23 protein-coding genes are annotated in these 22351 nt (G+C 63.4%); 17 read left to right on the forward strand and 6 right to left on the reverse strand.

All coding sequences use genetic code 11. From position 1 onward, the window contains the following. The first annotated feature begins 7 nt into the window (after window positions 1-7). The 3 genes from RAK1035_RS12035 to RAK1035_RS12045 all read left to right on the forward strand — a co-directional run bounded on the left by RAK1035_RS12035 (window position 8) and on the right by RAK1035_RS12045 (window position 3445). Entirely contained in the window at window positions 8-1675 is a 1668-nt protein-coding gene (locus RAK1035_RS12035) for an NAD+ synthase (RefSeq protein WP_008280272.1), read from the forward strand. 117 nt (window positions 1676-1792) lie between these two features. After that, window positions 1793-2596 (forward strand): alpha/beta hydrolase family esterase, encoded by an 804-nt coding sequence (locus RAK1035_RS12040; protein WP_008280273.1) that lies wholly within the window; start codon window positions 1793-1795, stop codon window positions 2594-2596. Window positions 2597-2665: 69 nt separating this feature from the next. Continuing rightward, window positions 2666-3445: a methyltransferase domain-containing protein gene (locus RAK1035_RS12045; protein WP_008280274.1), complete on the forward strand. Its 780-nt coding sequence runs from the start codon at window positions 2666-2668 to the stop codon at window positions 3443-3445. Window positions 3446-3454: 9 nt separating this feature from the next. On the opposite strand, the gene RAK1035_RS12050 is transcribed toward RAK1035_RS12045, so the two are convergent. Genes RAK1035_RS12050 through RAK1035_RS12070 form a run of 5 tightly spaced genes read right to left on the reverse strand, consistent with a single transcriptional unit; the run spans window position 3455 to window position 10004 of the window. After that, window positions 3455-4252, reverse strand: coding sequence for a phytanoyl-CoA dioxygenase family protein (locus RAK1035_RS12050; RefSeq protein ID WP_008280275.1), 798 nt, complete (start codon window positions 4250-4252; stop codon window positions 3455-3457). Beyond that, window positions 4245-5624 (reverse strand): aminotransferase, encoded by a 1380-nt coding sequence (locus tag RAK1035_RS12055; RefSeq protein WP_037297243.1) that lies wholly within the window; start codon window positions 5622-5624, stop codon window positions 4245-4247. The genes RAK1035_RS12050 and RAK1035_RS12055 overlap by 8 nt, the downstream gene beginning before the upstream one ends. A gap of 17 nt (window positions 5625-5641) precedes the next feature. Beyond that, window positions 5642-6814 (reverse strand): aminomethyltransferase family protein, encoded by a 1173-nt coding sequence (locus RAK1035_RS12060; RefSeq protein ID WP_008280277.1) that lies wholly within the window; start codon window positions 6812-6814, stop codon window positions 5642-5644. After that, window positions 6811-8370, reverse strand: coding sequence for a phytoene desaturase family protein (locus tag RAK1035_RS12065; protein WP_232279171.1), 1560 nt, complete (start codon window positions 8368-8370; stop codon window positions 6811-6813). Before RAK1035_RS12065 ends, RAK1035_RS12060 begins: the two co-directional genes overlap by 4 nt. Continuing rightward, entirely contained in the window at window positions 8367-10004 is a 1638-nt protein-coding gene (locus RAK1035_RS12070; RefSeq protein WP_008280279.1) for a phytoene desaturase family protein, read from the reverse strand. The genes RAK1035_RS12065 and RAK1035_RS12070 overlap by 4 nt, the downstream gene beginning before the upstream one ends. A gap of 138 nt (window positions 10005-10142) precedes the next feature. On the opposite strand from RAK1035_RS12070, the gene RAK1035_RS12075 reads away from it, so the two are divergent. Continuing rightward, complete coding sequence (locus RAK1035_RS12075) at window positions 10143-10784, forward strand: TetR family transcriptional regulator C-terminal domain-containing protein (RefSeq protein WP_008280280.1); 642 nt, start codon at window positions 10143-10145, stop codon at window positions 10782-10784. A 9-nt stretch (window positions 10785-10793) separates the two neighbouring features. Here the strand turns inward: RAK1035_RS12075 and RAK1035_RS12080 are convergent, their stop codons facing one another. After that, on the reverse strand, window positions 10794-11552 hold the full coding sequence (locus tag RAK1035_RS12080) for a cupin domain-containing protein (protein ID WP_008280281.1): 759 nt from the start codon (window positions 11550-11552) through the stop codon (window positions 10794-10796). A 262-nt stretch (window positions 11553-11814) separates the two neighbouring features. Between RAK1035_RS12080 and RAK1035_RS12085 the strand changes: the two genes are divergently transcribed. The 13 genes from RAK1035_RS12085 to RAK1035_RS12140 all read left to right on the forward strand — a co-directional run bounded on the left by RAK1035_RS12085 (window position 11815) and on the right by RAK1035_RS12140 (window position 22351). Continuing rightward, window positions 11815-12939, forward strand: a complete 1125-nt coding sequence (locus RAK1035_RS12085; RefSeq protein WP_008280282.1) for an ABC transporter substrate-binding protein — start codon at window positions 11815-11817, stop codon at window positions 12937-12939. A gap of 71 nt (window positions 12940-13010) precedes the next feature. Beyond that, window positions 13011-13946, forward strand: a complete 936-nt coding sequence (locus RAK1035_RS12090) for an ABC transporter permease (protein WP_008280283.1) — start codon at window positions 13011-13013, stop codon at window positions 13944-13946. Then, entirely contained in the window at window positions 13943-14743 is an 801-nt protein-coding gene (locus RAK1035_RS12095) for an ABC transporter permease (RefSeq protein WP_008280284.1), read from the forward strand. Before RAK1035_RS12090 ends, RAK1035_RS12095 begins: the two co-directional genes overlap by 4 nt. Before the next feature lie 13 nt (window positions 14744-14756). After that, complete coding sequence (locus tag RAK1035_RS12100; protein ID WP_008280285.1) at window positions 14757-15860, forward strand: ABC transporter ATP-binding protein; 1104 nt, start codon at window positions 14757-14759, stop codon at window positions 15858-15860. 47 nt (window positions 15861-15907) lie between these two features. Beyond that, window positions 15908-16606: a TetR family transcriptional regulator C-terminal domain-containing protein gene (locus RAK1035_RS12105; protein WP_008280286.1), complete on the forward strand. Its 699-nt coding sequence runs from the start codon at window positions 15908-15910 to the stop codon at window positions 16604-16606. Then, window positions 16603-18669 (forward strand): oxidoreductase, encoded by a 2067-nt coding sequence (locus RAK1035_RS12110; RefSeq protein ID WP_008280287.1) that lies wholly within the window; start codon window positions 16603-16605, stop codon window positions 18667-18669. Before RAK1035_RS12105 ends, RAK1035_RS12110 begins: the two co-directional genes overlap by 4 nt. A 20-nt stretch (window positions 18670-18689) precedes the next feature. Further along, on the forward strand, window positions 18690-19172 hold the full coding sequence (locus RAK1035_RS12115) for a hypothetical protein (RefSeq protein ID WP_008280288.1): 483 nt from the start codon (window positions 18690-18692) through the stop codon (window positions 19170-19172). Then, on the forward strand, window positions 19169-19411 hold the full coding sequence (locus RAK1035_RS20240) for a hypothetical protein (protein WP_157132399.1): 243 nt from the start codon (window positions 19169-19171) through the stop codon (window positions 19409-19411). The genes RAK1035_RS12115 and RAK1035_RS20240 overlap by 4 nt, the downstream gene beginning before the upstream one ends. 164 nt (window positions 19412-19575) lie before the next feature. After that, the gene (locus RAK1035_RS12120) at window positions 19576-20016 is read left to right on the forward strand and encodes a hypothetical protein (protein WP_008280289.1); all 441 of its coding nucleotides are present in this window, start codon (window positions 19576-19578) and stop codon (window positions 20014-20016) included. Next, window positions 20013-20690: a MotA/TolQ/ExbB proton channel family protein gene (locus RAK1035_RS12125; protein WP_112303084.1), complete on the forward strand. Its 678-nt coding sequence runs from the start codon at window positions 20013-20015 to the stop codon at window positions 20688-20690. The genes RAK1035_RS12120 and RAK1035_RS12125 overlap by 4 nt, the downstream gene beginning before the upstream one ends. Next, a complete protein-coding gene (locus RAK1035_RS12130) occupies window positions 20683-21060 on the forward strand; it encodes an ExbD/TolR family protein (protein ID WP_008280291.1) in 378 nt (125 codons plus the stop codon). Before RAK1035_RS12125 ends, RAK1035_RS12130 begins: the two co-directional genes overlap by 8 nt. Then, window positions 21057-21437: an ExbD/TolR family protein gene (locus RAK1035_RS12135; RefSeq protein WP_008280292.1), complete on the forward strand. Its 381-nt coding sequence runs from the start codon at window positions 21057-21059 to the stop codon at window positions 21435-21437. The genes RAK1035_RS12130 and RAK1035_RS12135 overlap by 4 nt, the downstream gene beginning before the upstream one ends. Then, window positions 21434-22351 carry an energy transducer TonB gene (locus RAK1035_RS12140; RefSeq protein ID WP_008280293.1) on the forward strand — a complete coding sequence of 306 codons (918 nt, stop codon included), beginning with the start codon at window positions 21434-21436 and terminating at the stop codon, window positions 22349-22351. Before RAK1035_RS12135 ends, RAK1035_RS12140 begins: the two co-directional genes overlap by 4 nt.

The following is a 22351-nucleotide window of genomic DNA, read 5'->3' on the forward strand; positions in this document are numbered from 1 at the left end:
CACGCGCATGGCTGACCGGTTTCGCCTGACTTTGGCGCAGTTGAACCCCACGGTGGGGGATCTGGCGGGCAATGCGCGTCTGGCGCGCGACGCATGGGACAAGGGGCGCGCGGCGGGGGCCGATCTGGTGGCGCTGCCCGAGATGTTCATTACCGGCTACAACACGCAAGACCTTGTGCAAAAACCCGCCTTTCATCAGGCGGCGATTGCTGCGATTGAGGCGCTGGCGCGTGACTGCGCCGACGGGCCGGCGCTGGCGATTGGCGGCCCGGCCTTGGATGGTGTGAGCCTGCACAATGCCTATTATATCCTGCAGGGCGGGTCTGTGCGCGCCCGCGTGCTCAAGCATCATCTGCCCAATGAGACGGTATTCGACGAGGTGCGTCTTTATGACAGCGGGCCGGTGGCGGGGCCCTATACGGTAGCAGGGGTGCGGATCGGCAGCCCGATTTGCGAAGATGCCTGGCACGAGGATGTGGCCGAGACTTTGGCCGAAACCGGCGCTGAAATCCTGCTCGTGCCGAACGGATCGCCGCATTACCGAGACAAGATGGACCTGCGCCAGAATATGATGGTGGCGCGGGTGATCGAGACCGGATTGCCGCTTATCTACCTCAATATGGTGGGCGGGCAGGACGATCAGATGTTCGATGGCGGCTCTTTCGTGCTCAATCCCGGTGGGGCGCTCGCGGTGCAATTGCCGATGTTTCAAGAGGCGGTGGCGCATGTTGATCTGGAGCGGGGGCCGGAGGGCTGGCGCGCGCTGCCGGGGGATCTGGCGCATCTGCCCGATGATATGGAGCAGGATTATACCGCTATGGTGCTCAGTTTGCGCGATTACCTGCGCAAATCGGGGTTTTCCAAGGTCTTGCTGGGGCTTTCGGGCGGGGTGGATAGCGCCATTGTGGCAACCATTGCCGTTGATGCGGTGGGAGCTGAGAATGTGCGCTGCGTGATGTTGCCATCGGAATATACCTCGGCAGAATCGCTAGAGGATGCCAAGGCGGTCGCTGAAAACTTGGGGTGTCGCTATGATTTCGTGCCCATCGACGCGGGGCGCGCGGCGATCACGGCGACGCTGGCGCCGCTGTTTGACGGCAGGGCACCGGACCTGACCGAAGAGAATCTTCAGTCACGCCTGCGTGGTCTGTTGCTGATGGCGCTGTCGAACAAGTTTGGCGAGATGCTGCTGACCACCGGCAATAAATCCGAGGTGGCGGTGGGCTATGCCACGATCTATGGCGATATGGCGGGGGGCTATAACCCGATCAAGGATCTCTACAAAACGCGGGTGTTCGAGATTTGCCGCTGGCGCAACGCCCAATATCGCGGCTGGATGCTGGGGCCAAAGGGGGCGGTGATCCCCGAGCAGGTTATTTCCAAGCCCCCCAGTGCCGAATTGCGCGCCGATCAAAAGGACAGCGATTCGCTGCCGGATTACCCGGTGCTGGATGGGATTCTGGAAATCCTCGTGGATCAGGATGGCTCGATTTCGGATTGCGTTGCGGCGGGTTATGATCTGGCCGATGCCAAGCGGGTGGAACATCTGCTCTACATCAGCGAATACAAGCGGTTTCAGGCGGCCCCCGGCACACGGCTGAGCAAGCGGGCGTTCTGGCTTGACCGGCGCTATCCGATTGTGAACCGCTGGCGGGATGGATCTGCTCAGGGGTGACCCACGCAGAACAGCCGGATCACATCCGCGTTATCTGATGGGGAATGCCACGCGCGCGTGATCTCGATCTGTCAGGTTTGACGACAGGATAAGGCATGCGGGTTCAAGGAGAGTGCGATGCGGGTTCTTGCAATTTTGTTGGCATTGTCGGCACTTACGGGGCCTGCTTGGGCCTGTGGCCCCGATACGGATTGTCAGTTGGGCGATCGGCATTACCGCATCGCCATGCCCGAAGGACAGATAGGCAGCCCGGTGGGGGCGGTGGTTTTTGCCCATGGCTATCGTGGTTCGGCGGCGGCGGTGATGCAGAACCAGAACCTGCGTCAGGTGGTGTCTGACATGGGGCTCGCACTCATCGCGCTCAAATCCGCCGATGACGATTGGGTGATTCCCTATGCGCCGCGCCATATGGACAGCGACGGATCGGTGGAATTTCGCTATGTCGAGGCGGTGATCGAGGATGCCGCGCGCCGGTTTCCGATTGATACCAAGCGCTTGATGGCGGCAGGGTTTTCTGCGGGCGGCATGATGGTCTGGAACCTCGCCTGCACCATGCCTGAGCGTTTCGCGGGCTTTGCGGCGATTGCCGGAACCTTTTGGATGAAACCGCCCGAGACCTGCGCCACGCCTGCGGCGAGCCTTGTGCATATTCACGGCACGACTGACCCGACGGTGCCGCTGGCCGGACGGCCCATTCTGGAAACGCGGCAGGGCGATGTGGCCGAATCGTTGGACATGTATCAGGCGCTGGGCGGGTTCACCCCGACTGGCGAGACTGAATTCGAGGATCTCGCCTGTCAGAACCGCCGCAACGCCACGGGCGACGTGCTCGATTTTTGCCTGCATCCGGGCGGTCACAGCTTTCGCAGCAGCTATTTGCGCTTTGCATGGGAAAAGTTGCAGGCGGCGGGGCAGCTCTGAGCGGGGGCTTGTCTGAGGGGCCACTTCGCGGAATACTCCATTGAACGGGTATTCAGTCGGAGGCTGCTCATGTCTGAGGATATTCTCTACGATCAGAGCCATATCGGTTTTCTCGAAGACCTTTGGGGTGAGGGGTTTCTGTCGCCCGGTGGCCAGGACGAGGTGGCACGGGTGCTGGATGGGGTCGATCTGACAGGGGCCAAGGTGCTGGACATTGGCTGTGGGTCGGGGGCGATTGCGGTGCTCATGGTGCGCGTTCACGGCGCGGCGCATGTCACCGGCATCGACGTGGAAGACCCGGTTTGCGCCGCCGCGCGCGCCCGTGCCACAGCTGCGGGGCTGGCCGGACAGATTACCATCGACAAAGTCACGCCGGGGCCGTTTCCCTATCCAGATCAAAGCTTTGATGTGGTGTTTTCCAAGGATTCGATCATCCATATCCCCGACAAGGAGGCGCTGGCAGCCGAGGTGTTTCGCGTGCTCAAACCGGGCGGCGTCTTTGCCGCCTCGGACTGGTTGCGCGCGCATGACGGCGCGCCCTCGCCCGAGATGGCGCATTACATCGCGCTTGAGGCGCTCGATTTTGCCATGGCGTCACCGGCGCGCTACCGCGCGGCGCTGGCAGCGGCGGGGTTTGCCGATGTCGCACTGGTGGATCGCAGCCCATGGTATGCCGAGGTGGCAGCGGCCGAATTACGGGAGCTGTCAGGCCCACGCCGCGCCGAATGGGAGGCGCGGCACGGCGCAGAGTTTATCGCGCATCAGATCGAGACATGGACCGCGATGGTGCCGGTCGTGCAATCGGGCGAGCATTGCCCGCACCATATCCGGGGCCGCAAACCGGGCTGACATGGGCGCTCAGGCGTCGAACCAATAGCCATCTGGATCGCCGGGATAGACGCCCAGATTGCGGCCGTGGCCCTGATAGCCCAGCAAGCGGCGCACGTCATCGGGATAGGCATCGGCCTTGGATTTCGGCACTGAGAGATACATGTTTTCCTCTTGCCGGAGCCAGCCCAGCGAATAGGTGGTGATCAGCCCTTTGCGCGGCGCAGCGGCGCGGTTGGCCCCACCTGCATGCACCGTGGCCCCAAGGTAGAACAGCACCGAGCCGCGCGGCATCACGGCTTGGGTGATCTGGTCGTCGGTGATGCTGTTGATCGGGCGCAGATCCTGCGAGCCGGGGACAACCCGCGTTGCGCCATTCTCGGCGGTGAAATCATCCAGCGCCCACATCGCGGAAATCTGGAATTCCACACCGGGAATGCGGATCGGATAGAAATCATCGTCGCGGTGCAGCACCTGCGCTTTTTCGCCCGGCAGGATTTCGATCGCGGTCGAAGACCCGATGCGATAGTTGACACAGTGACGTTTCAGCACCCGGTCAGCCACCTCCATCACCAGCGGATGCGCCAGAATATCCGCCGCCGCCTCGGAAATCTTGAGGATACTGCCCAAACGCCGGGTCTTGTAGCCGTTGAAATCATTGGCAAACTTGTGCCCTTGCTGATCGAACGGGCCGCGCAGATCACTGGTGACCCGGTCAAGCAAGTTTGAGCCTGCCACGTTTTCAACCACCACGCCGCCGTCTTGCAGCAGACGCTTGGCCACCGTGCCCGGATCGGTATCCGCCTTGAGGCGCGCGATCTCAACCATCGTATTCGGCGCTGAGTTGGGTCAGCCCCGCCTCCATGATATCGAACATTTCATCTATCTCCTCTGTGGTGATGATCAGCGGCGGCGAGAACACCGCCATATTGCCATAAGGCCGCAACAAAAGGCCGCGCGCCTCGCAGGCGGCATCGAGTTTGGCCCCGAATTGCAGGTGTTTGGCATAGCTTTCGTCGCTAAGGTCGGGCCGACATTCGAGACAGCCCAAAAGGCCCATGCCGCGCGCGTCGCCCACGATGTCAAACCTCTCGCCGATGGCGCGCAACCGCGCCTGAAACTGCGGGGTGATGCGGCGGACATGGGCCAGAAGATCCTCGCGCTCGATGATCTCGATATTCTTGAGGGCGGCGGCGCAGGCCACGGGGTGCCCGCAATAGGTATAGCCGTTGTAGAACACATCATCGCCCTCGACCCCGGCCAAGCGCTCCATCAGCGCATCGGACAGGATGCAGGCCCCCAGCGGCACATAGCCCGAGGTAAGACCCTTGGCGCAGGTGATGATATCGGGGGTGAACCCGAACACATCCTGAGAGGCGAACCAATGGCCAAGCCTGCCAAAGCCGGTCACAACCTCGTCCGAGATATAGAGGATGTCGTGCTTGCGGCATATCTCGTGGGTGCGTTGGTGATAGCCGGGGGGCGGTACGACAACGCCACCGGAACACAGGATCGGTTCGGCGATAAAGGCGGCGATGCGCTCGGGGCCAACCTCGGCGATCATCTGCTCGAACTCGGCGATTTTGAGATCACCCCAATCCGCCACGCTCATGCCTTCGGGGCGGCGGTAGGGGTTCACATCGGGCAAGAACCGCACCAGATCATCGGCCTTGTCGAACCTTGTCTTGAAGCGTTCCTTGCCGGTCACGGTTGCCGCCAGATAGGTCGAGCCGTGATAGGCCTTTTCGCGCGAAAGCACGATTTTCTTGTCGGGCCGACCCAGCCGGTTGTTGAGAAATTGCACGACCCGGATGGCGGTATCGACAGCGGTCGAGCCGCCGGTAGTGAAATGCACGGTGTTGAGGTCGCCGGGGGTCAGCTCTGCCAGTTTGCGCGCCAGAAGGGCGGCGGGCTCGGTGGTAAAGGACCAAGGCGAAGCATAGGGCATCGCCATGGCCTGCGCCGCAATCGCCTCGGCCATCTCGGCGCGGCCATAGCCGATCTGCACGCACCACATGCCCCCCGGCCCGTCGATATGGCGCTTGCCCGTGCTGTCCCAGATGTGGATGCCCTGCGCGGTGTTGACCCGCAAGAGATCAGACTTGCGCCAGTCGCGGATGCCGGTCCAGGGGTGCAGGTTATGCGTGCGATCCCAGAGGGTCAGATCATCGGGGGCAGGGGTGTTTGCATGTGTGTTCATGTCATCTCCGTCGGAATTCAGGTGTTGCCGGGCGGGGTGGCGCGGGCGCGGGGCGGGCGGAAGAAGGCAGATTTGACCGGCGTCAGCCGTGCCATGCGGCGATCCCATTGCCCTTCTTCCAGCGTGTAAATCTCGGCCCAGAGATTGCTCGGGTGCTGCGCCGCCATGGGCATCCGCACATGCGCAAGGGCGATATTGCGCTTGGCCGTGGGGGACCAGACACCCGAGGTGACATGCCCCACCTCGCGCCGCTTGGCGTGATAGACCAGCGCGCCCTGCGCCGGTTTGAACCCCTCGACATCGAGCCGCATCAAGAGGCTGCGGGGTTTGGCAGCCAAAAGCGCGCGGCGGCCATTGAAATGTCCCTTGGTGAGATCGACCATCGGGCCAAGGCCCAATTCTATCGGCGTGTGCCCCCGGTGCAGACGTTCCGTGGCATGGGCGGGCTGAAAATCGACGCCCGCGACCATGAACCCTGCCTCGATCCGCGCGATATTCACCGCCTCATAGCCGATGGCGCGCAGGCCAAGGTCTTCACCCGCCTGCCATAGCCGGTCCCAGAGGGGCAGGGCATCGCCCCACGCCGTCCAAAGCTCATATCCCAAGTCGCCGGTGAACCCGGTGCGCGAGATCATCAGCCCCGGTTCCACCCCGGCCAGATCAAAGGGGCGCAGATGCCCCAGATCCAGCCCCGCCGCGCGCAGCACTGCATAGGCGGTCGGCCCTTGCAGGGCCAGCCCGGCAATCTTGCGGCTTTCGTCAAGAATATCCACGTCAAAGCCCCAGGCCGCATCCAGGAGCCATCTCAGCATCGGTTCCTGACAGCAGAGCCGCCAATCCTCCGCCCCAAGGTGAAAGAGCGTGCCATCGTCGATCACCATCCCCTCTTCATCGCACCAGATCGCATAACCGACACGATGCAGGGGGATCTTGGTCACATCGCGGGTGACAAGGCGGTTGAGAACGCGCGCCGCGTCCGGCCCGGTGATGCGGTACTTATGCAAGGGTGAGACGTCAAAGAGCGCGGCTTGATTGCGCAGGGCGAAATATTCGAACTCCACCGTATCGAGCAGGCTTGGCGCGGCGTATCCGGCCCAGCCATACCAGCCCTGCGCCCGGTTGAGCGGCGCGAGGCGGGGATGCACCGGCCCGTCGATCAGGCCCAGCTTGGGATCGGTGGCGATGCTCATGGCGTGCCCCCCAAGGCTGCGTGCGCCGCGTTGCGCCCCGCCAGCCCCATCAGATCGCCACCGGGATGGGCGGAGGCCCCGCAGAGAAACAGCCCGGATGGACCCATCCCATAGCGCCCGATGCCGATGGCGGGGCGCAGGGCAAGAAGCTGATCAAGGCTCATCTCTGCATGGTGCCAATGCCCGCCCGGCGCGCCGGTCTCGGCCTCGATCTGATCGGGCGGGATCACCTCTGCCCCGGTCACAAGGTCGGACAGGCCGGGGGCGTAGCGGGTCAGCGTGTTGAGCGTGGTCTGGAGCAAGGCATCGCGCGCGGGGTCATCCCAGCCCCCCGCCAAATCGACCGGCGCATAGTTTACAATGAGCGAGAGAGCATGGCCTTGCGCGCCCCGTTGTGCAGGGTCTGTCTGACCGGGCAACAGCGCCTCGATCACCGGATGGGGCGAGGTTTCGCGGTATTTCGACGGGTTGAACGCCTCTTCGACGTAAGATGCGGAGGGCGCAATCACGAGGCGGGCCGAGAGCAGATCATCAGGCAGGCCGGGGATGGTGGGCAGGGCGTCAAGGGTCAGGTTGATCTTGGCCACCGTGCCGCGCGCGCGGATGTGGCGCAGACGGCGCGTGGCTTCGATGTCGAAATGCGCGAGCCCGGCCATCTCTGCGGTCATGCGCGCGCCGCCGCTGCTCAGCACGCGGGTGGCATTGAGTGTCTCGCCCCGGTCGGTGATCACGCCGGTCACGTGGTCCTGATCGGTCAGGATACGCGCCACGCCGCAGCCCGTCTTGATCACCGCCCCAGCCCGCCCGGCCGCCCCGGCAAAGGCGTCGATCACTGCCGTCATGCCGCCAATGGGCAGGCTGGCACCGCCGCCATGCCCCATGCGGTAGAGCAGGCCAAAGACCGTGCCGGGCGCGCGTGGCCCCGCCGCAGCCCCGCGCACCGCATCCGCCGCCATAAGGCCCGCAAGCGGGCCGTCGGGGATGTCATCAAGGATAAGATCATAGGCATTCGACAGCAGGATTTGCAGGAACCGCCGCATCTCGGGCTTGCCCATGCGCCGCAGGCCAAGGCCGACCCGGCCCAGTCGCAGCACTTCTTTCAGCCGTGCCGAGGAGAGGATCGGCGCATCGCCCCCCGGCGGGGCTGCTTCGGCCAGATGTCGCAAGAGCGCGGCATAGCCGGTCAGGCGTTCGTGCAGCGCCGCAAAAGCCGCCGCATCGGGATGGGGGCTGCCATCGGCAAAGCGCGCGCTTGCGCCCTGCGTGACCACATGGCGGCCATCCTCGGACAGCGCCACCGTGGGCAAGGCCGCAGTTTCGAACGGCCAATCGCGGGCACCCAAGCCCAGATCGCGGCGCACCACGGGGCTGAGATTATAAAGCAGATGCGCCATGCGCGGCGCGCCGCTGGCACCGGGGGCGGCCATGCCGCCCAGATGCGCTGCACGTTCTAGCAGGCACACAGATTGCCCCGCCCGCGCCAGCACGCCCGCGGCCACCAGACCATTCAGCCCGCCGCCGATCACGATGCTGTCAAAGGTGCGGATGGCGCTCATGCGGCATAGCCCTTGCGCGGGGCGCGGGGCCATTCGCGGCGCAGGATCGCGCGGGCGGCATTGGCCCCCGGCGCCGCCATCACCCCGCCGCCCGGATGCGCGGACGAGCCACAAAGATAAAGCCCCCCGATAGGCGAGCCATAGCCGGAATAGCCGGGCACGGGCCGGTTGAAGAAAAGCTGATCAAAGGTCAACTCACCCTGAAAGATATTGCCCTCGGTCAGCCCCACCTCGGTCTCTAATTCGAGCGGCGAGCGGATCTCCATATGCTGAATGCGGTCGCGGATATCCGGGCAGGCGATGGTGATCTGATCCAGCACCGTCTCGGCCAGCGCGTGCCGTGCGGTATCTGTCCAGTTCTGGCCGCTGCGCTGGCCATCTGCTACCAGGTCATAGGGCGCGTATTGCACAAAGACCGTCATCATATGGCTGCCGGGCGGGGCCATGGTTGGGTCGATCTGGCTGGGGATCAGCATGTCGATATAGGGGCGCGCGGACCAGCGCCCGGCCTTCCAGTCATCATAGGCGCGCTCCAACTCCCAAAGGCTTTGGGACACATGCAGATCACCGCGCAGGAAGCTGGCATTTGCGGGGGCGGCGGGAAAGGCGGGCAGGCGGTCCAGCGCGATATTGAGCTTGGCAGAAGACCCCCGGATCTTGAATCGCTCTACCGCGCGGGTGAAGTCCTCGGGCAGGGCGGCGCGATCGACATGGCGCAGAAACGTGCGTTTCACATCCATGTTCGACGCCACGACCGGCGCGTGAAATTCGCGCCCATCCTCCAGCGCCACGCCGGTCACGCGGCCCTCTTTGACAAGGATTTGCGCCACGCCTGCGCCAATATGAATGGTGCCGCCTGCCGCCTCAAAGGCCGCGCCAAGGGCGTTGGAAATCGCCCCCATGCCCCCCCGGGCAAAGCCCCAGGCCCCGATACCGCCGTCAATATCGCCCATGTAATGATGCAAGAGCACATAGGCGGTGCCCGGAGAATAGACCCCGAGCCCCGTGCCGATGATGCCCGAGCCTGCCAGATGCGCCTTGATCAGATCGCTCTCGAAATGCTCGTCCAGAAGATCGCCGATCGACATCGTCCAAAAGCGCAGGGTTTCAGCCAGTTCGCGCCGCCCCAGCCCATGCGCCCGTTTCACCATATAGGCCATCTCGCCCAGATCACGGGGATGAAGCGAGGCGGGATCAGGGGCATCGCGCAACAGGAACGGGCGGATGAACCGGCATTGCCGCATGATCATCTGTGCATAGCGCGGATAGGCATCGGCATCGCGGGGCGAATGGCGGGCCATTTCGCGCTGCAAGGCGTGGTGATCCGAGTAATAGGCGAAATAATCGCCATCTGGCGTGAAACTCGCCCCGCCCTCATAGGGGATCACCTGAAGGCCGTATTTCGGCAGGTCGAGATCGCGCACAATCTCGCGCCGCAAGAGCGAGCAGACATACGAGCAGTTGGAATAGGTCCACCCGTCGTGCAGCGACCGGCTGACCGCTGCGCCGCCGATCCAGTCGTTCTTTTCCACCACCAGCACCTGACGTCCGGCGCGCGCGAGATAAGCGGCAGCGGTCAGGCCATTATGGCCCGCGCCGATGATGATGGCATCAAAAGAGGATTGGGGTCGCATGGCATTGCTCCTGTGATCATCCTAGCCAAAGCGGATTTTCCCGTAAAGTTTTTTTGAGCGCTCAAATAAATAAATTTGGGCTGACGTGCCGCGCGGCCTGTGGCATGGATGGAAAAACCACCGCACTAAGGGGCAAATGTGACCGACGCGACGCCCAGAAAGCCGCGAAAAGAGCGCAAGGAGAATGCCGAACGCCGCCGCAGGCAGCTTCTGGATGCGGCGCGGCGGTCGATCCTGACGCATGGTCTGGCCAAGACCACGCTGGCGACGGTGGCGGATGAGGCGGGGTTATCGCAGGGCGTGGCGGTGTTCTATTTCACCTCCAAAAGCGGGCTGCTCACGGAAACCCTGCGCGATCTCTATGAAGGCTATGAAAACCTCTGGATGCGCGCCTTGGAACAGACCGGCGATGCCCCGCTCGACCGATTGATGGCGCTGCTTGATGCGGATTTCAGCGCCGAGGCCTGTGGCCCCGATGTGCTGCCGCTGTGGTTCGCCTTTTGGGGCGAATTGCGTTTCACCGGGCACTATGCCGAGGTCGCGGCCGAGTTCGATGCACGGCGGCATAGGGCGCTCTCGGGTATCTGGGCGGCGCTCTTGCCCGAAAGCTGTCGCAGCGATGCGGATCAAATGGCCGAATGGATGGAATCGCTGACCGATGGCTATTGGCAGCGTCTGCATCTGGCGCCCGAGAGCCATGATCGCACGCACGCTTTGGCGGCGAGCAAGCTCTGTCTGTCGCGGCTGGTGCCGGAGCTGCTGCCTGCGCCGCCTGCGTAATGGATCGTGTCAGCCGTCGGGGCGGTTCTCGGGATCAAGGGCTGCGTAGAATTTGCGCAGGTAGCTGGGCACATGCCAGATGCAGGGCGTGCCTGCAGGGATAAAGAACACATCTCCGGCGGTGAAATGATGCCGTGTGCCATCCGCCTCGGTCAGATATACCTCGCCCTCCAGAACCTGCGCCATTTCGTGATAGGGGAACGGCTCTAATTCAGTGTTCAGCACCTGCGTATCCCAAAGGCCGACATCGAAATTGCCAAGGTCATTGCTAAAGAGGATGCGGTCGCGCTGGGGCGTGCTGGTGTCTTCCATCAATTCGGCATCGGTCAGCGTCATCTCGGGCGAGAGCGTGGTTAAGCCGCCCTCTGCCGTCAGGTCCTGCGGCGCTGCGGCGCGGGGATCGTTGTAGGTCATGAAGAATTTTCTGACAGACCCGTCTTGGTGCCAACTGACCGGGATGCCGTTGCGAATTGCCGCGCATTGCCCCGCTTTGGCCCCAGCGCCCACGCCCGTGCCAGCGCCATCGCGCAGGCCAAACGCGCCCTCGAGCATGACGATGAACTCATCCCCGGGGAAGGGACCGAACGCCTCTTGCATCGGGGCCGATTGCCAGACGCCCACGTTAAGACCAAGTGCCGGATCGGCAAAATAGATATGCAGGTTCTGCGCCTCTGGCGGGGTGTCAAACTCTGCCGGATCAACGGTGACGGGCGTCAACCCGTCTGGCCCATTGGCATGTAGGCGGATGATTCCGGTGTTGTCGCGCATTCCTTGTCTCCCTCGAAATAGGCGGCCGCGCCGCTTGATCCTTGATCACTCCGGGTCTGCCCGACACTCCCGGTCGGGGCAGGTCGAGCAAAACGCTTGACTCGATTCCCCAATGGCTGAAATGATTGAATGACCATTCAATGACATGCCCGAGCGACGGAAAATGTCAACAGTCCTGAGCTATGGCGCATGAACCATAACGATTGTGTGACGGGACCCATCCCATAGGTGGGTCCGCGCCAACAGGGGAGACTGGGACCACATGGATATTCTGGACCAATTGGGTGCTGTGCGCGAAGGCAAGTTAAGTCGGCGGAAATTCACCAAGGGCCTTTTGGCGGCAGGGGTGGCGATGACAACGGTGCCGTTGCCCGCACGCCGGGCCATGGCCTCTGAGGGTGAGCAGGCCACCTATTTCACATGGGGGGGCTATGACATCCCCGAACTGTTTGGCCCCTATCAGGAGCAAAACGGCACCCTGCCGAATTTCGCCATTTTCGGCGGCTCGGAAGAGGCGCTGACCAAGATGCGGGGCGGGTTCGTGGTGGATGTATCGCACCCTTGCAACCAGTCGATGCCGCGCTGGGTGCAGACGGGGCTATTCCAGCCGATTGACACCGCGCGTGTCGCCAATTGGGGCGATGTGATCCCTGAATTGGTCGATCTGCCCGGCAATGGTGCCGAGGCGGGCAAGGTCTGGATGGCGCCCTTTGATTGGGGTCAGACCTCGATCACCTATCGCACCGATCTGGTGGAGTTGGAGGGCGAGGAAAGCTGGGACATCCTGTGGGACCCACGCTATGCCGGGCGGTTGGGGTCGCTGGCCTCGGGCGGGGATGCGTGGTGGTGCGGGGCGATCAAGGCTGGCATTGATTTCGCCAATATCGACACACCCGAAGCCTTTGACAAAATCGCCGCCGTGATGCGCGAACAGCGCCCGCTGATGCGCCTTTATACCGATGATACGACCACGCTCGAACAGGCGCTTTCCGCTGGCGAAATGGTGGCCTCGATGACGTGGAACAGTTCGGCGGTGCTGCTGCAGGCCGAGGGCATCCCTGTCAAATTCGCGCGGCCCAAAGAGGGTGCGCTGACATGGGTCTGCGGCGTGATGATCCACAAGGACGCGCCCAATCTTGACCGCGCCTATGACGTGATCGATTCCCTGCTCAGCGTCGAAACCGGCCATTTCATGATCAACGACTGGGGGTACGGCCATTCCAACAGCAAGGCGTTCGACCAGTTCGAGGAAGAGACGCTGGCCGGGCTGGGCCTGAGCAAAAACCCGGTCGAAATCCTGAATGCGGGGCATTTCCAGCAGCCGCAGACGCAGGAATGGGAAACCCAGATGAACGAGCTCTTCGAGCAGATCAAGGCCGGGTTCTGACCCTGCCCGCACCGCCCGTCCGCCCCGGCGGGCGGGCCTCTTGATCCAGCCCCTGAGGAGTGCGCGCAGGAATGGCCGAAACCTCTTTGCCCAAAAGCCGGACAGCGGACAGGCCTCCTCGCGCCTCTGGGTCGCGCATTCTGCGCCTGTTCCAACGCAGCGAAAGCGCGCGTGGCTATCTGATGATGGGCCCCACGCTCGCGATCATGACCTTTGGCATCGTGGTGCCTTTTGTCATTCTGTTGGTGATCAGCCTCTGGACGCGGCAAGGCTTTGGCTTTGACACCACGCTCACGCTCAACAACTATATCCGAAGCTGGAATGAGCCGATTTACGGCACGTTGATGTTACGGTCGTTCTGGATGTCGGGCCTGGCCACGGTGGCTACGGTGCTCCTTTGCTATCCCATGGCCTATTTCGTGGCCTTTCATGTCCACAGAAATAAGATGCTGTGGATCATCCTGATGACCCTGCCATTCTGGACAAGCTATCTGCTGCGGGTTTTCGCGTGGAAGGTGATCCTTGGCTACGAAGGTGTCATAAACTCGGGGCTGATGTCGGTGGGGCTCATCGAGGCACCGCTCAGTTTCCTGCTTTATAGCCCCACGGCGGTCATCATCACGCTGGCCCATGCCTGGGCGGCCTTTGCGATTCTGCCGCTCTATGTGTCGCTGGAAAAGATCGACCGCTCTCTTTTGGAAGCCGCGACTGATCTGGGCGACGGGCCGATGGCGCGATTTTTCCGCGTGACGCTGCCTTTGTCGATGCCGGGGGTGATCGCGGCCTCGTTCCTGATCTTTATCCCGACCACTGGCGATTACATCACGCCCGCGCTTTTGGGTGGGCCGGATGGGGCGATGATCGGCAATCTTATCCAGTTGCAATTCGGCGCGGTCAACAACTGGCCGATGGGGGCCACCCTGTCGATTGTCCTGATGTTCTGGATTGCGGCGCTGGCGCTGGTGTTTCTGCTTGTCACACGCAAAGTGCAGGGGCGCATCACATGAGCAGCTATATCAAGCGCCCGAACCGCGCGCTGCAACTCTACGCGGTGCTGTTTTTGATCGTGCTCTATGTGCCGGTGCTGTTCATCCCGCTCTTCAGCTTTAACGACTCGATCTATGTCCGCTTCCCGCTTCAGGGCTTTACCCTGCAATGGTACGGCGAGCTTTGGACGCGCGAGCCGGTGTGGAATGCGCTTTGGAACAGCGTCAAAGTGGGGCTGGTGGTTTCGGTCATCTCGACCGTGCTGGGGGTGATGGCGGCCCGCGCGATCACCCGCACGCGGATGCGGGGCAAGGGCGCGCTTGTGACCTTCATCATGATGCCGCTGGTCATTCCGGGGATCATTTTCGGCGTGGCGCTTCTGGTGCTGCTCAGCCGGATGGGCGTGCCGCTCTCGCTTTATACGGTGGGTCTGGGGCATCTCATTATCTGCCTGCCCTTTGCCGTTGCCACGCTCTTGCCGCGCTTCGAGGGGTTTGATCCGTCGATGGAAGAGGCCTCGGCTGATCTGGGGGAAAACGGCTGGTGGACCTTTTGGCGCGTGACCTTCCCGATGGTCCTGCCGGGTATCGTGGCAAGCCTGCTGCTCACCTTCACGATCTCGTTTGACGAATTCATCATGGCGTTTTTTCTGACCGGCACCGATCCGACGTTGCCGATGTATATCTGGGGGCAACTGCGCTTTCCCAAGGAATTTCCTTCGGTGCTGGCAATGGCCGCGCTGATCCTGTTCGTGTCTTTCGCCCTTGTCTTTGTCGCCCAATGGATCGGGCGCAAGGGGCTGGAGGATCAAGAGTGAAGGCCGCCCAACGATGACCCCCTCGGACCGTTTCATTTCTATCCGCAATGTCAGCAAGCGCTTTGGGGCCTTTACCGCCATCGAAGAGGTGTCGATGGACATCGCGCAGGGCGAGTTCTTTTCCCTGCTTGGGGCCTCGGGCTGTGGCAAGACCACGCTTTTGCGGATGCTGGCGGGGTTCGAATCCACCTCGAATGGCGAGATTTTCATTGACGATCAACCGATGTCGGACGTGCCGCCGCATCATCGCCCGGTCAATATGGTGTTTCAGAGCTATGCGATTTTCCCGCATCTCAACGTGCGTGACAATATCGCTTACGGTCTGCGCAAACAAAAGCTGACCGCTGCCCGCCGTGCCGAAATGGTCGAGGAAATGCTCGATCTGATCAAGCTGCCGGGCTATGGCAGCCGCAAGGCCAATGAGTTGTCGGGCGGTCAGCGCCAACGCATCGCCTTGGCGCGCGCCTTGATCCTGCGACCCAAGGTGCTGTTGCTCGACGAACCTTTGGGGGCGCTCGACAAACAATTGCGCGAGCAGATGCAGCTTGAGTTGCGCGCGCTGCAACGACAGGTCGGCATCACCTTTGTGTTTGTCACCCATGATCAGGAAGAGGCGCTGACCCTGTCGGATCGGATCGCGGTCATGTCCGGGGGCAAGGTGTTGCAGGTCGACACGCCTGCGGGCCTCTACGAGGCACCAAGAACGCGCGCCGTCGCAAGTTTTATCGGCAATATGAATTTCTTTCACGGCACGGTGCGGCGCAATGGCTCTGCCATGGCCGCGATCGAGGCCGAGGGGCTGGGCACCATCCCCATGGCCACGGCGCAGCTTACCAAACCTGACGGCGCGCCTCTGCATATCGGCCTCAGGCCCGAGAAATTCAGCCTCTCGCCAACGCGGCCCGAGGCGGGGCTGGCGGTTGAGGGGCGCTTGCGCACGGCGGCCTATATGGGGGAGCGCAGCCAGTATTACCTGAGCATTCCCGGCAAGGCAGAGCCGGTCGCGGTCTCTGCTCCGAACACCGATCGACGGATGGGGGCCGATGATCTGCCCGAGGGTCAGGCGCTCTGGCTCTCGTGGTCACCAGAGGCCATTGTCATTCTCGATACCGACTAATCAAAGGAGAGGGGCGCGTCACGCCACGGCGGCGACCCGGAAACAGAATGCAGCAGATCGCACCATCCCCCACCCGCGACACCGGCAAGCCCCGCCGCACCGAGCCCAAGCAGGTCCGGCGCAGGCAATTGATCGAGGCCACCATAGATTCCATCGCGCAATACGGCATCGCGGGCACCACCATGTCTACCGTCACGGAAATTGCCGGCCTGTCGCTTGGCCTTGTGAATTTTCATTTCCAGAGCAAGCAGAACCTGCTGGAAGAAACCCTTAAGTTTCTGGCGCGCGAACACCATGACCATTGGCGTCGTGCCTACGGCGATGCGGGGCTGAGCGCGCGCGACAAGCTGATGGCGATTGTCGACTCGCATTTCGATCCAAAGATTTGCACGCAAAGAAAGCTGGCGGTCTGGTATGCCTATTTTGGCGAAGGGGGGCGGCGTACGGTCTATCGCGCGCTGGTGGATGCCCTTGATAACGAACGCTTTGACCTGTCGAAACGCCTCTGCCGCGATATCGCGCGCGAGGGCGGGTATTCCGGCCCGTCAGCCGATACCATCGCGCACACGCTGGAGGGGCTCTACGATGGGCTCTGGCTCAATATCCTCATGTATCCCGACACTTTTGATCGCGATGCGGCCCGCGCCAAGGTGCAGGCCTATCTGGCCATGGCCTTTCCCCGGCATTTCGACATGCCGCAGGATGAGACAGCCGATCAATCAACCAGAACAGAGCGTTGCGAATGAGCCGGGACCCAAGCCATGACATCCTGTTCGAGCCGGTACGCATCGGTCCTGTGACAGCCCCCAACCGGTTCTATCAGGTGCCGCATTGCACCGGCATGGGCTGGATGCGCCCGCGCACGCTTGCGGCCATGCGGGGCGTCAAGGCCGAGGGCGGCTGGGGCGTGGTCTGCACCGAGTATAACTCCATTCACCCCACATCGGATGACCTGCCGCATCCGTCCGCCTCGCTCTGGGACATGAGCGATGTGCGCGCCCATACCCTGATGACCGAGGCGGTGCATGCCCATGGATCGCTGGCTGGGGCAGAGCTCTGGTATGGCGGGGCGCGCACGCCCAACATGATGACACGGCTGCCGCCGATGGATCTGGGGTCGGTGCCCAATCTTGCGGGACACCCCTATCAGACCCGCGCCATGGACAAATCCGATATCCGGCAGTTTCGCCACTGGCATAAACGCGCCGCGCTGCGCGCCCGCGATGCAGGGTTTGACATCGTCTATGTCTATGCCACGCATGGCTATCTGATCTCAAACTTCCTCAACCCGCGCATCAACACGCGGGGCGATGAATATGGCGGCAGCCTTGAAAACCGGGTGCGTCTGGTGCGCGAGTTGATCGCGGACACCAAGGATGCGGTTGGCGACCGCTGTGCCGTGGCGGTGCGGTTCTCGGCGGATGAAGAGGGGGGCAGCGACGGGCATCCGGTCTGGGGCGAGCGGCGCGACATGTTCGCGATGCTGGCCGAATTACCTGATCTCTGGGATATCAACATCGCGGATTATTCGCTGGAAATGGGCGTCTCGCGCTTCGTCAAGGAGGGCGCGCTGGAACCCTATATGACATGGGTGAAATCGGTCACGACCAAGCCCGTCGTGACCGTGGGCCGCTTCACCTCGCCCGATACGATGGCGGCCCAGGTCAGGCGCGGCATCGTGGATTTCATCGGCGCGGCCCGTCCCTCGATTGCCGATCCCTTTTTGCCGCGCAAGATCGAGGAGGGGCGGTTGTCAGCGATCCGCGAATGTATCGGCTGCAATATCTGCTATTCTGGCGACAGTCTGGGCGTGCCCATACGCTGCACGCAAAACCCGACCATGGGCGAGGAATGGCGGCGCGGCTGGCATCCTGAACGTATCGCACCGCAGGGCAGTGTCGCCCATGTGCTGATCGTCGGCGCCGGACCAGCGGGGCTTGAGGCGGCGCGCGCCTTGGGCGCACGTGGCTATCGCGTGACATTGGCCGAGGCCACGCGTGATCTGGGCGGGCGCGTTCTGCGCGAGGCTGGCTTGCCGGGGCTGCGTGAATATATCCGCGTGCGCGACTACCGCGAGCAAGCCTTGCGCGACATGCCCAATGTCGAGATTTTCCGCGAAAGCCGCCTGACGGCGCAGGATGTGCTGGATGTGGGCGCGGATCACGTGGCCATCGCCACCGGCGCGCAGTGGCGCAAGGATGTGTTCGACGGCGAGGTCTTTCAGTCCGTGGCCGAAGGCGCGGCAGAGGCGCATATCCTGACCCCCGATGATATCATGGCGGGCCGACTGCCGGATGGGCCGACCGTGGTCTATGATGGCGACGGCTATTACATGGGGGGTGTTCTGGCCGAGCGTCTGCGCATGGCGGGGCTTGAGGTGACACTTGCCACGCCCGATGACAGCCTGTCGCGCTGGGCAGGCAATACCGCAGAACGCTGGCGGGTGCGCCGCCATTTGCAGGGCCTTGGCGTCAGGTTTGAACCGGCGCGCGAGATTGCGGGGTTTGACGGGCGTGCGGTGGTTTTGCCCTGCGCCTATGGCGGGGCGGAGTTGACCGTTGCCGCCTCTCATCTCGTGATGGTCAGCGCGCGGCGACCCGAGGATGGGCTGTATCACGACCTATGTGCCATGGCCGGTCCGCTGCCCTTTACCCTTACACGCATCGGCGATTGCGAGGCGCCGGCGATTATCGCGGCGGCGGTCCATGCCGGGCATCGCTACGCACAGGAACTGGACGCGCCGGTCGATCCCGACCTGCCGCTAAAACACGACCGAATCGACGTGGGCGCGCCCGGTGGGGCCGCCTAGACGACAGGAGAACAGCCGATATGACCGAACCGGATCACGCCTATCTTGCCAAGCTCTTGCTCTATTACGAAGAGGAGATTGAGGGCGAAGCCTATTTTGACGCGCTCGCCCGCCGCTTTCCCGAGCCTGCGCAGCACAAGCGCCTGAGGCTTTTGGCCGAGGTTGAACGCCACGCCGCCCAAGGCGTCGCCCCACTCATCGCGCATTATGATCTAACCCCCCGGTCGGTCGAGAGCCTAACGCTGAGCGGCCATGAACAGGCGCGCCGCGCGCCAGGCACTTGGGCGGGGCTTCTGGACGAGATGAACCGCACCTATCCTGCCTATCTCGCAGCGTTCGAGGCGCTCGAGGCGATGGGGCCAGAGGCGGATCAAACCCGTCTGCGGTTCTTGACCGAACATGAGGTGGCCGCGCTCGACTATCTCGCGCTGGAAAACGCAGGCGCGCCGCAGTCCTACGCGCCGCTTGAGCGCTACCTTGCGTCCTCCCCGGTGCCCGCATGAGGGCAGGCGCGCTGCTTGTGGTTCTGATCTGCGCGGCCTTTAGCCTTGGCGCGCAAGAGGCACCCGTCGTCTCGTCGCCACAGGAGTGCGATACCTGTCAGGCCCGGCACCGGGCTTTGCAATCGCTCCAATCGGCAGGTGTCGGGGCTGGGCGGCAGGAAGAGGCAAACACTACTCAGCCCGCAGCTTCCGTCTCAACCGGGGCAGGGCCGCAAGCGGTGACGCCCGCCAAACCGTGACGCAAAGACCGGCGTCACGACAAACTTGACTCTTTCAGTCAACTCAGTCAAAACCGGGTCAATTCCTGCGCTCTACCGGCGCGGGCCATCTCTCACCCCGTGCCAGCCCCGCGCCAGCCATGCGGTTTCCAGCCCCGTCTGATGATCGGGGAAAGGAGCTTTTCATGCTGGCATTCCACCGCCCTGCGTTTTGTTGTGCCCTGGCGTTCTTGGGCGCGGCGACTATGGCCCAAGCGGATGAGACCGCTGCCGCCTCGGCGCTTACCCTCACGCTCAACAGCTTGCACACCACCGAGACAGGCGGCTGTCGCCTGAGTTTCGTGCTGCAAAACGATCTGGGTGCCGCGCTCGACAGCCTCAAGGCCGAAGCAGTGCTCTTTGATGCGACGGGGCAGGTGGCAACGCTCACGCTTTTTGATTTCGGCGCGCTGCCCGAGGGGCGCCCGCGCGTGCGCCAGTTCGATCTGGCGGGGCAGGGCTGCGACGCCATCGGGGGGGTGCTGATCAACGGGATTGGCACCTGCGAAGGCGCGGGGCTTGCCCCGGAGGTCTGCCTCGGCGCGCTGCACCTTGCGAGCGAGACCGACATCGAGGTGACAGGATGAGCGGGATAGCAGCCATGATCGACAGGCTGAACGGGCTGATTGCCATGGGCGGGCCGGTGATCGCGATGATCGCCGTGCTTTCTGTCGGCACGCTTGCGGTCATTCTTTACAAACTCTGGCAATTTCGCGCCTCGGGGGTGGGGCGGCATCACGCGCTGCGTGCCGCAGTGACCGATTGGGATCACGGCGAGACCGCCGCCGCACATCGCAGGCTTGCCACGTCGCGCAGCTATCTGGCCCCGGTCATTGCCCGCGCTTTTGCCGTAGACCCGCGCGATACCGTCGCCACACGGCGGTTGATGGCCGAGGCCGAAGCCCGCTTTGCCCGGCTCGAACGCGGCTTTCGCTTTCTCGATACCGTGGCACAGGTGGCCCCGCTGCTGGGGCTTTTCGGCACGGTTCTGGGCATGATCGAGGCGTTTCAGGCGCTGCAATCGGCAGGGGCGCAGGTTGATCCGTCGCTCCTCGCAGGGGGGATTTGGGTGGCGCTTTTGACCACAGCGGCGGGGCTTGCCGTGGCGATGCCCGCCTCGGTCGTGCTGTCGTGGTTCGAATCGCGCATGGCCGAGGAACGTGCGCTCGCCGATCATGCGCTCAGCATGGTTCTGGGCCCAGATGGGCAGGAGGCGCGACAAGCGATACCAGAGGGCCGGGCGGTGCCCGCATGTGCGTAAGTCCGGGTTCCAGCGCCGCAAACTGTCGCTCACCTCGCTTATCGACGTGATTTTTCTGCTGCTACTTTTCTTCATGCTATCCTCGACCTTTTCACAATTCTCAGAGGTGGATCTGGCCACGGCGGGGCAGGGGCAAGCGCCCTCCGAGGCGCGACCGATCTTTCTGCAGCTGCGGACCACGGATCTGAGCGTGAATGCGCGCGCCGTGCCACTTGCCGCTCTGGCCGAGGCGCTGCGCCCTCTGATGTCAGACGAGACGCAGGTTTTGGTCAGCGCCAGCGCTGATGTCACGGCACAGCGGCTGACCGACCTGCTGGTGGCCCTGCGCGCCATCCCCGGCCTCTCGGTACAGGTTTTGGTGCCGTCATGAAAACCGACCGCACCCGCCGCGAACCCACGATTGCCCTGATCAACATCATTTTCCTGATGCTGATTTTCTTCATGGCCGCCGCCACGCTTGCCCCGCCGCTTGCGCAAGATCTGCGGCTGGTGCGCACCGCCGATTTGGAGGGCACCGCGCCACCTGATGCGCTGGTGGTTCACGCCGATGGGCGGCTGACCTATCGCGGCGCGCCGGTGTCGGATGCCGCCAGCCATGTCGCAACCTTGCCCGAAACGGCCCGCGCCACGCTGCGCCTTGTGCCCGATGCCGCGCTGCCCGCCACGGATCTTCTGCGATTGGGCGAGGCGCTGCGCCGGGCGGGGGCAGGGCGGGTGGTGATGATCACCGAACGGGGGCTGCCATGATCCGGGGGTCGCGCTTTGTGCTGTCGGTTTGTGCGGTCACGGCGCTTGGCCTGCATGGGGCGGGGTTCTGGGTTTCGCACCGCCCGGCAGGGCCAGAGATCGAGGGGGGGGCCGGGGCGTCTGAGGTCTTGTTGGGGTCAAGCTTTGCGGATCTGGTTGCCGGCGCGGCACAGCCAGTGTCCGACACCCCCGTCACCCCGAGTGTGACGGCGGCAGAGGTTCTGCGCCCGACCAAGCCCGATGGCACCGAGGCTCAGGCGGTTCGTCCTCAAAAGGTTCATGCGGTGGCCAAGGCCAGTGAGGCCCTCCAAATGCCGGTGGTTCCATCAGCACCGGCGGTGACAGCCGCCACACCGGCCACCCCAGCCACGAAGGATCCAGCCCCCGCGCCCGCGTCACAGCCCAGTGTCGCCCGTCCTAAGGCTGAAACTGGCCTTGAGATATCCAAGCGGCCCAAGGCGCGGCCCACCCAACTCACCGCCACGGCCACGCCCCGTGCCGCGCCAAAGCCAGACCGCAAGACCGCGGCGCGGGCGACGTCCGGCAGCAATGCCGACCAAACCGCCACACGCGGCAGCATGACCGGCCATGAGACCGCCACCGCCGCCACCGAAGGACGCCCCAAAGATCACCAAAGCAAGACGCCCGGCACCGCCGCCACGAGCAACTATCCCGGTCAGGTCATGCGCCATCTCGCGCGTGTGCCACGCCCCCGCGCTGATACGCGGGGTGTGGCGCTGGTGCAGTTCTCGATTTCTGAGGGGGGGCGTCTGGCATCGGTCCGCGTCGCGCGATCGTCCGGGTCGACCCGGCTTGACCGGGCCGCGCTGACTGTGGTCGAGCGCGCAGCACCTTTTCCCGCGCCTCCGGCGGGCGCGCAGCGCAGCTTTTCCGTGCAGATCAAGGGGGAATAG

This window comes from Roseovarius sp. AK1035, assembly GCF_003288315.1.
GTDB classification, from domain to species: domain Bacteria; phylum Pseudomonadota; class Alphaproteobacteria; order Rhodobacterales; family Rhodobacteraceae; genus Roseovarius; species Roseovarius mucosus_A.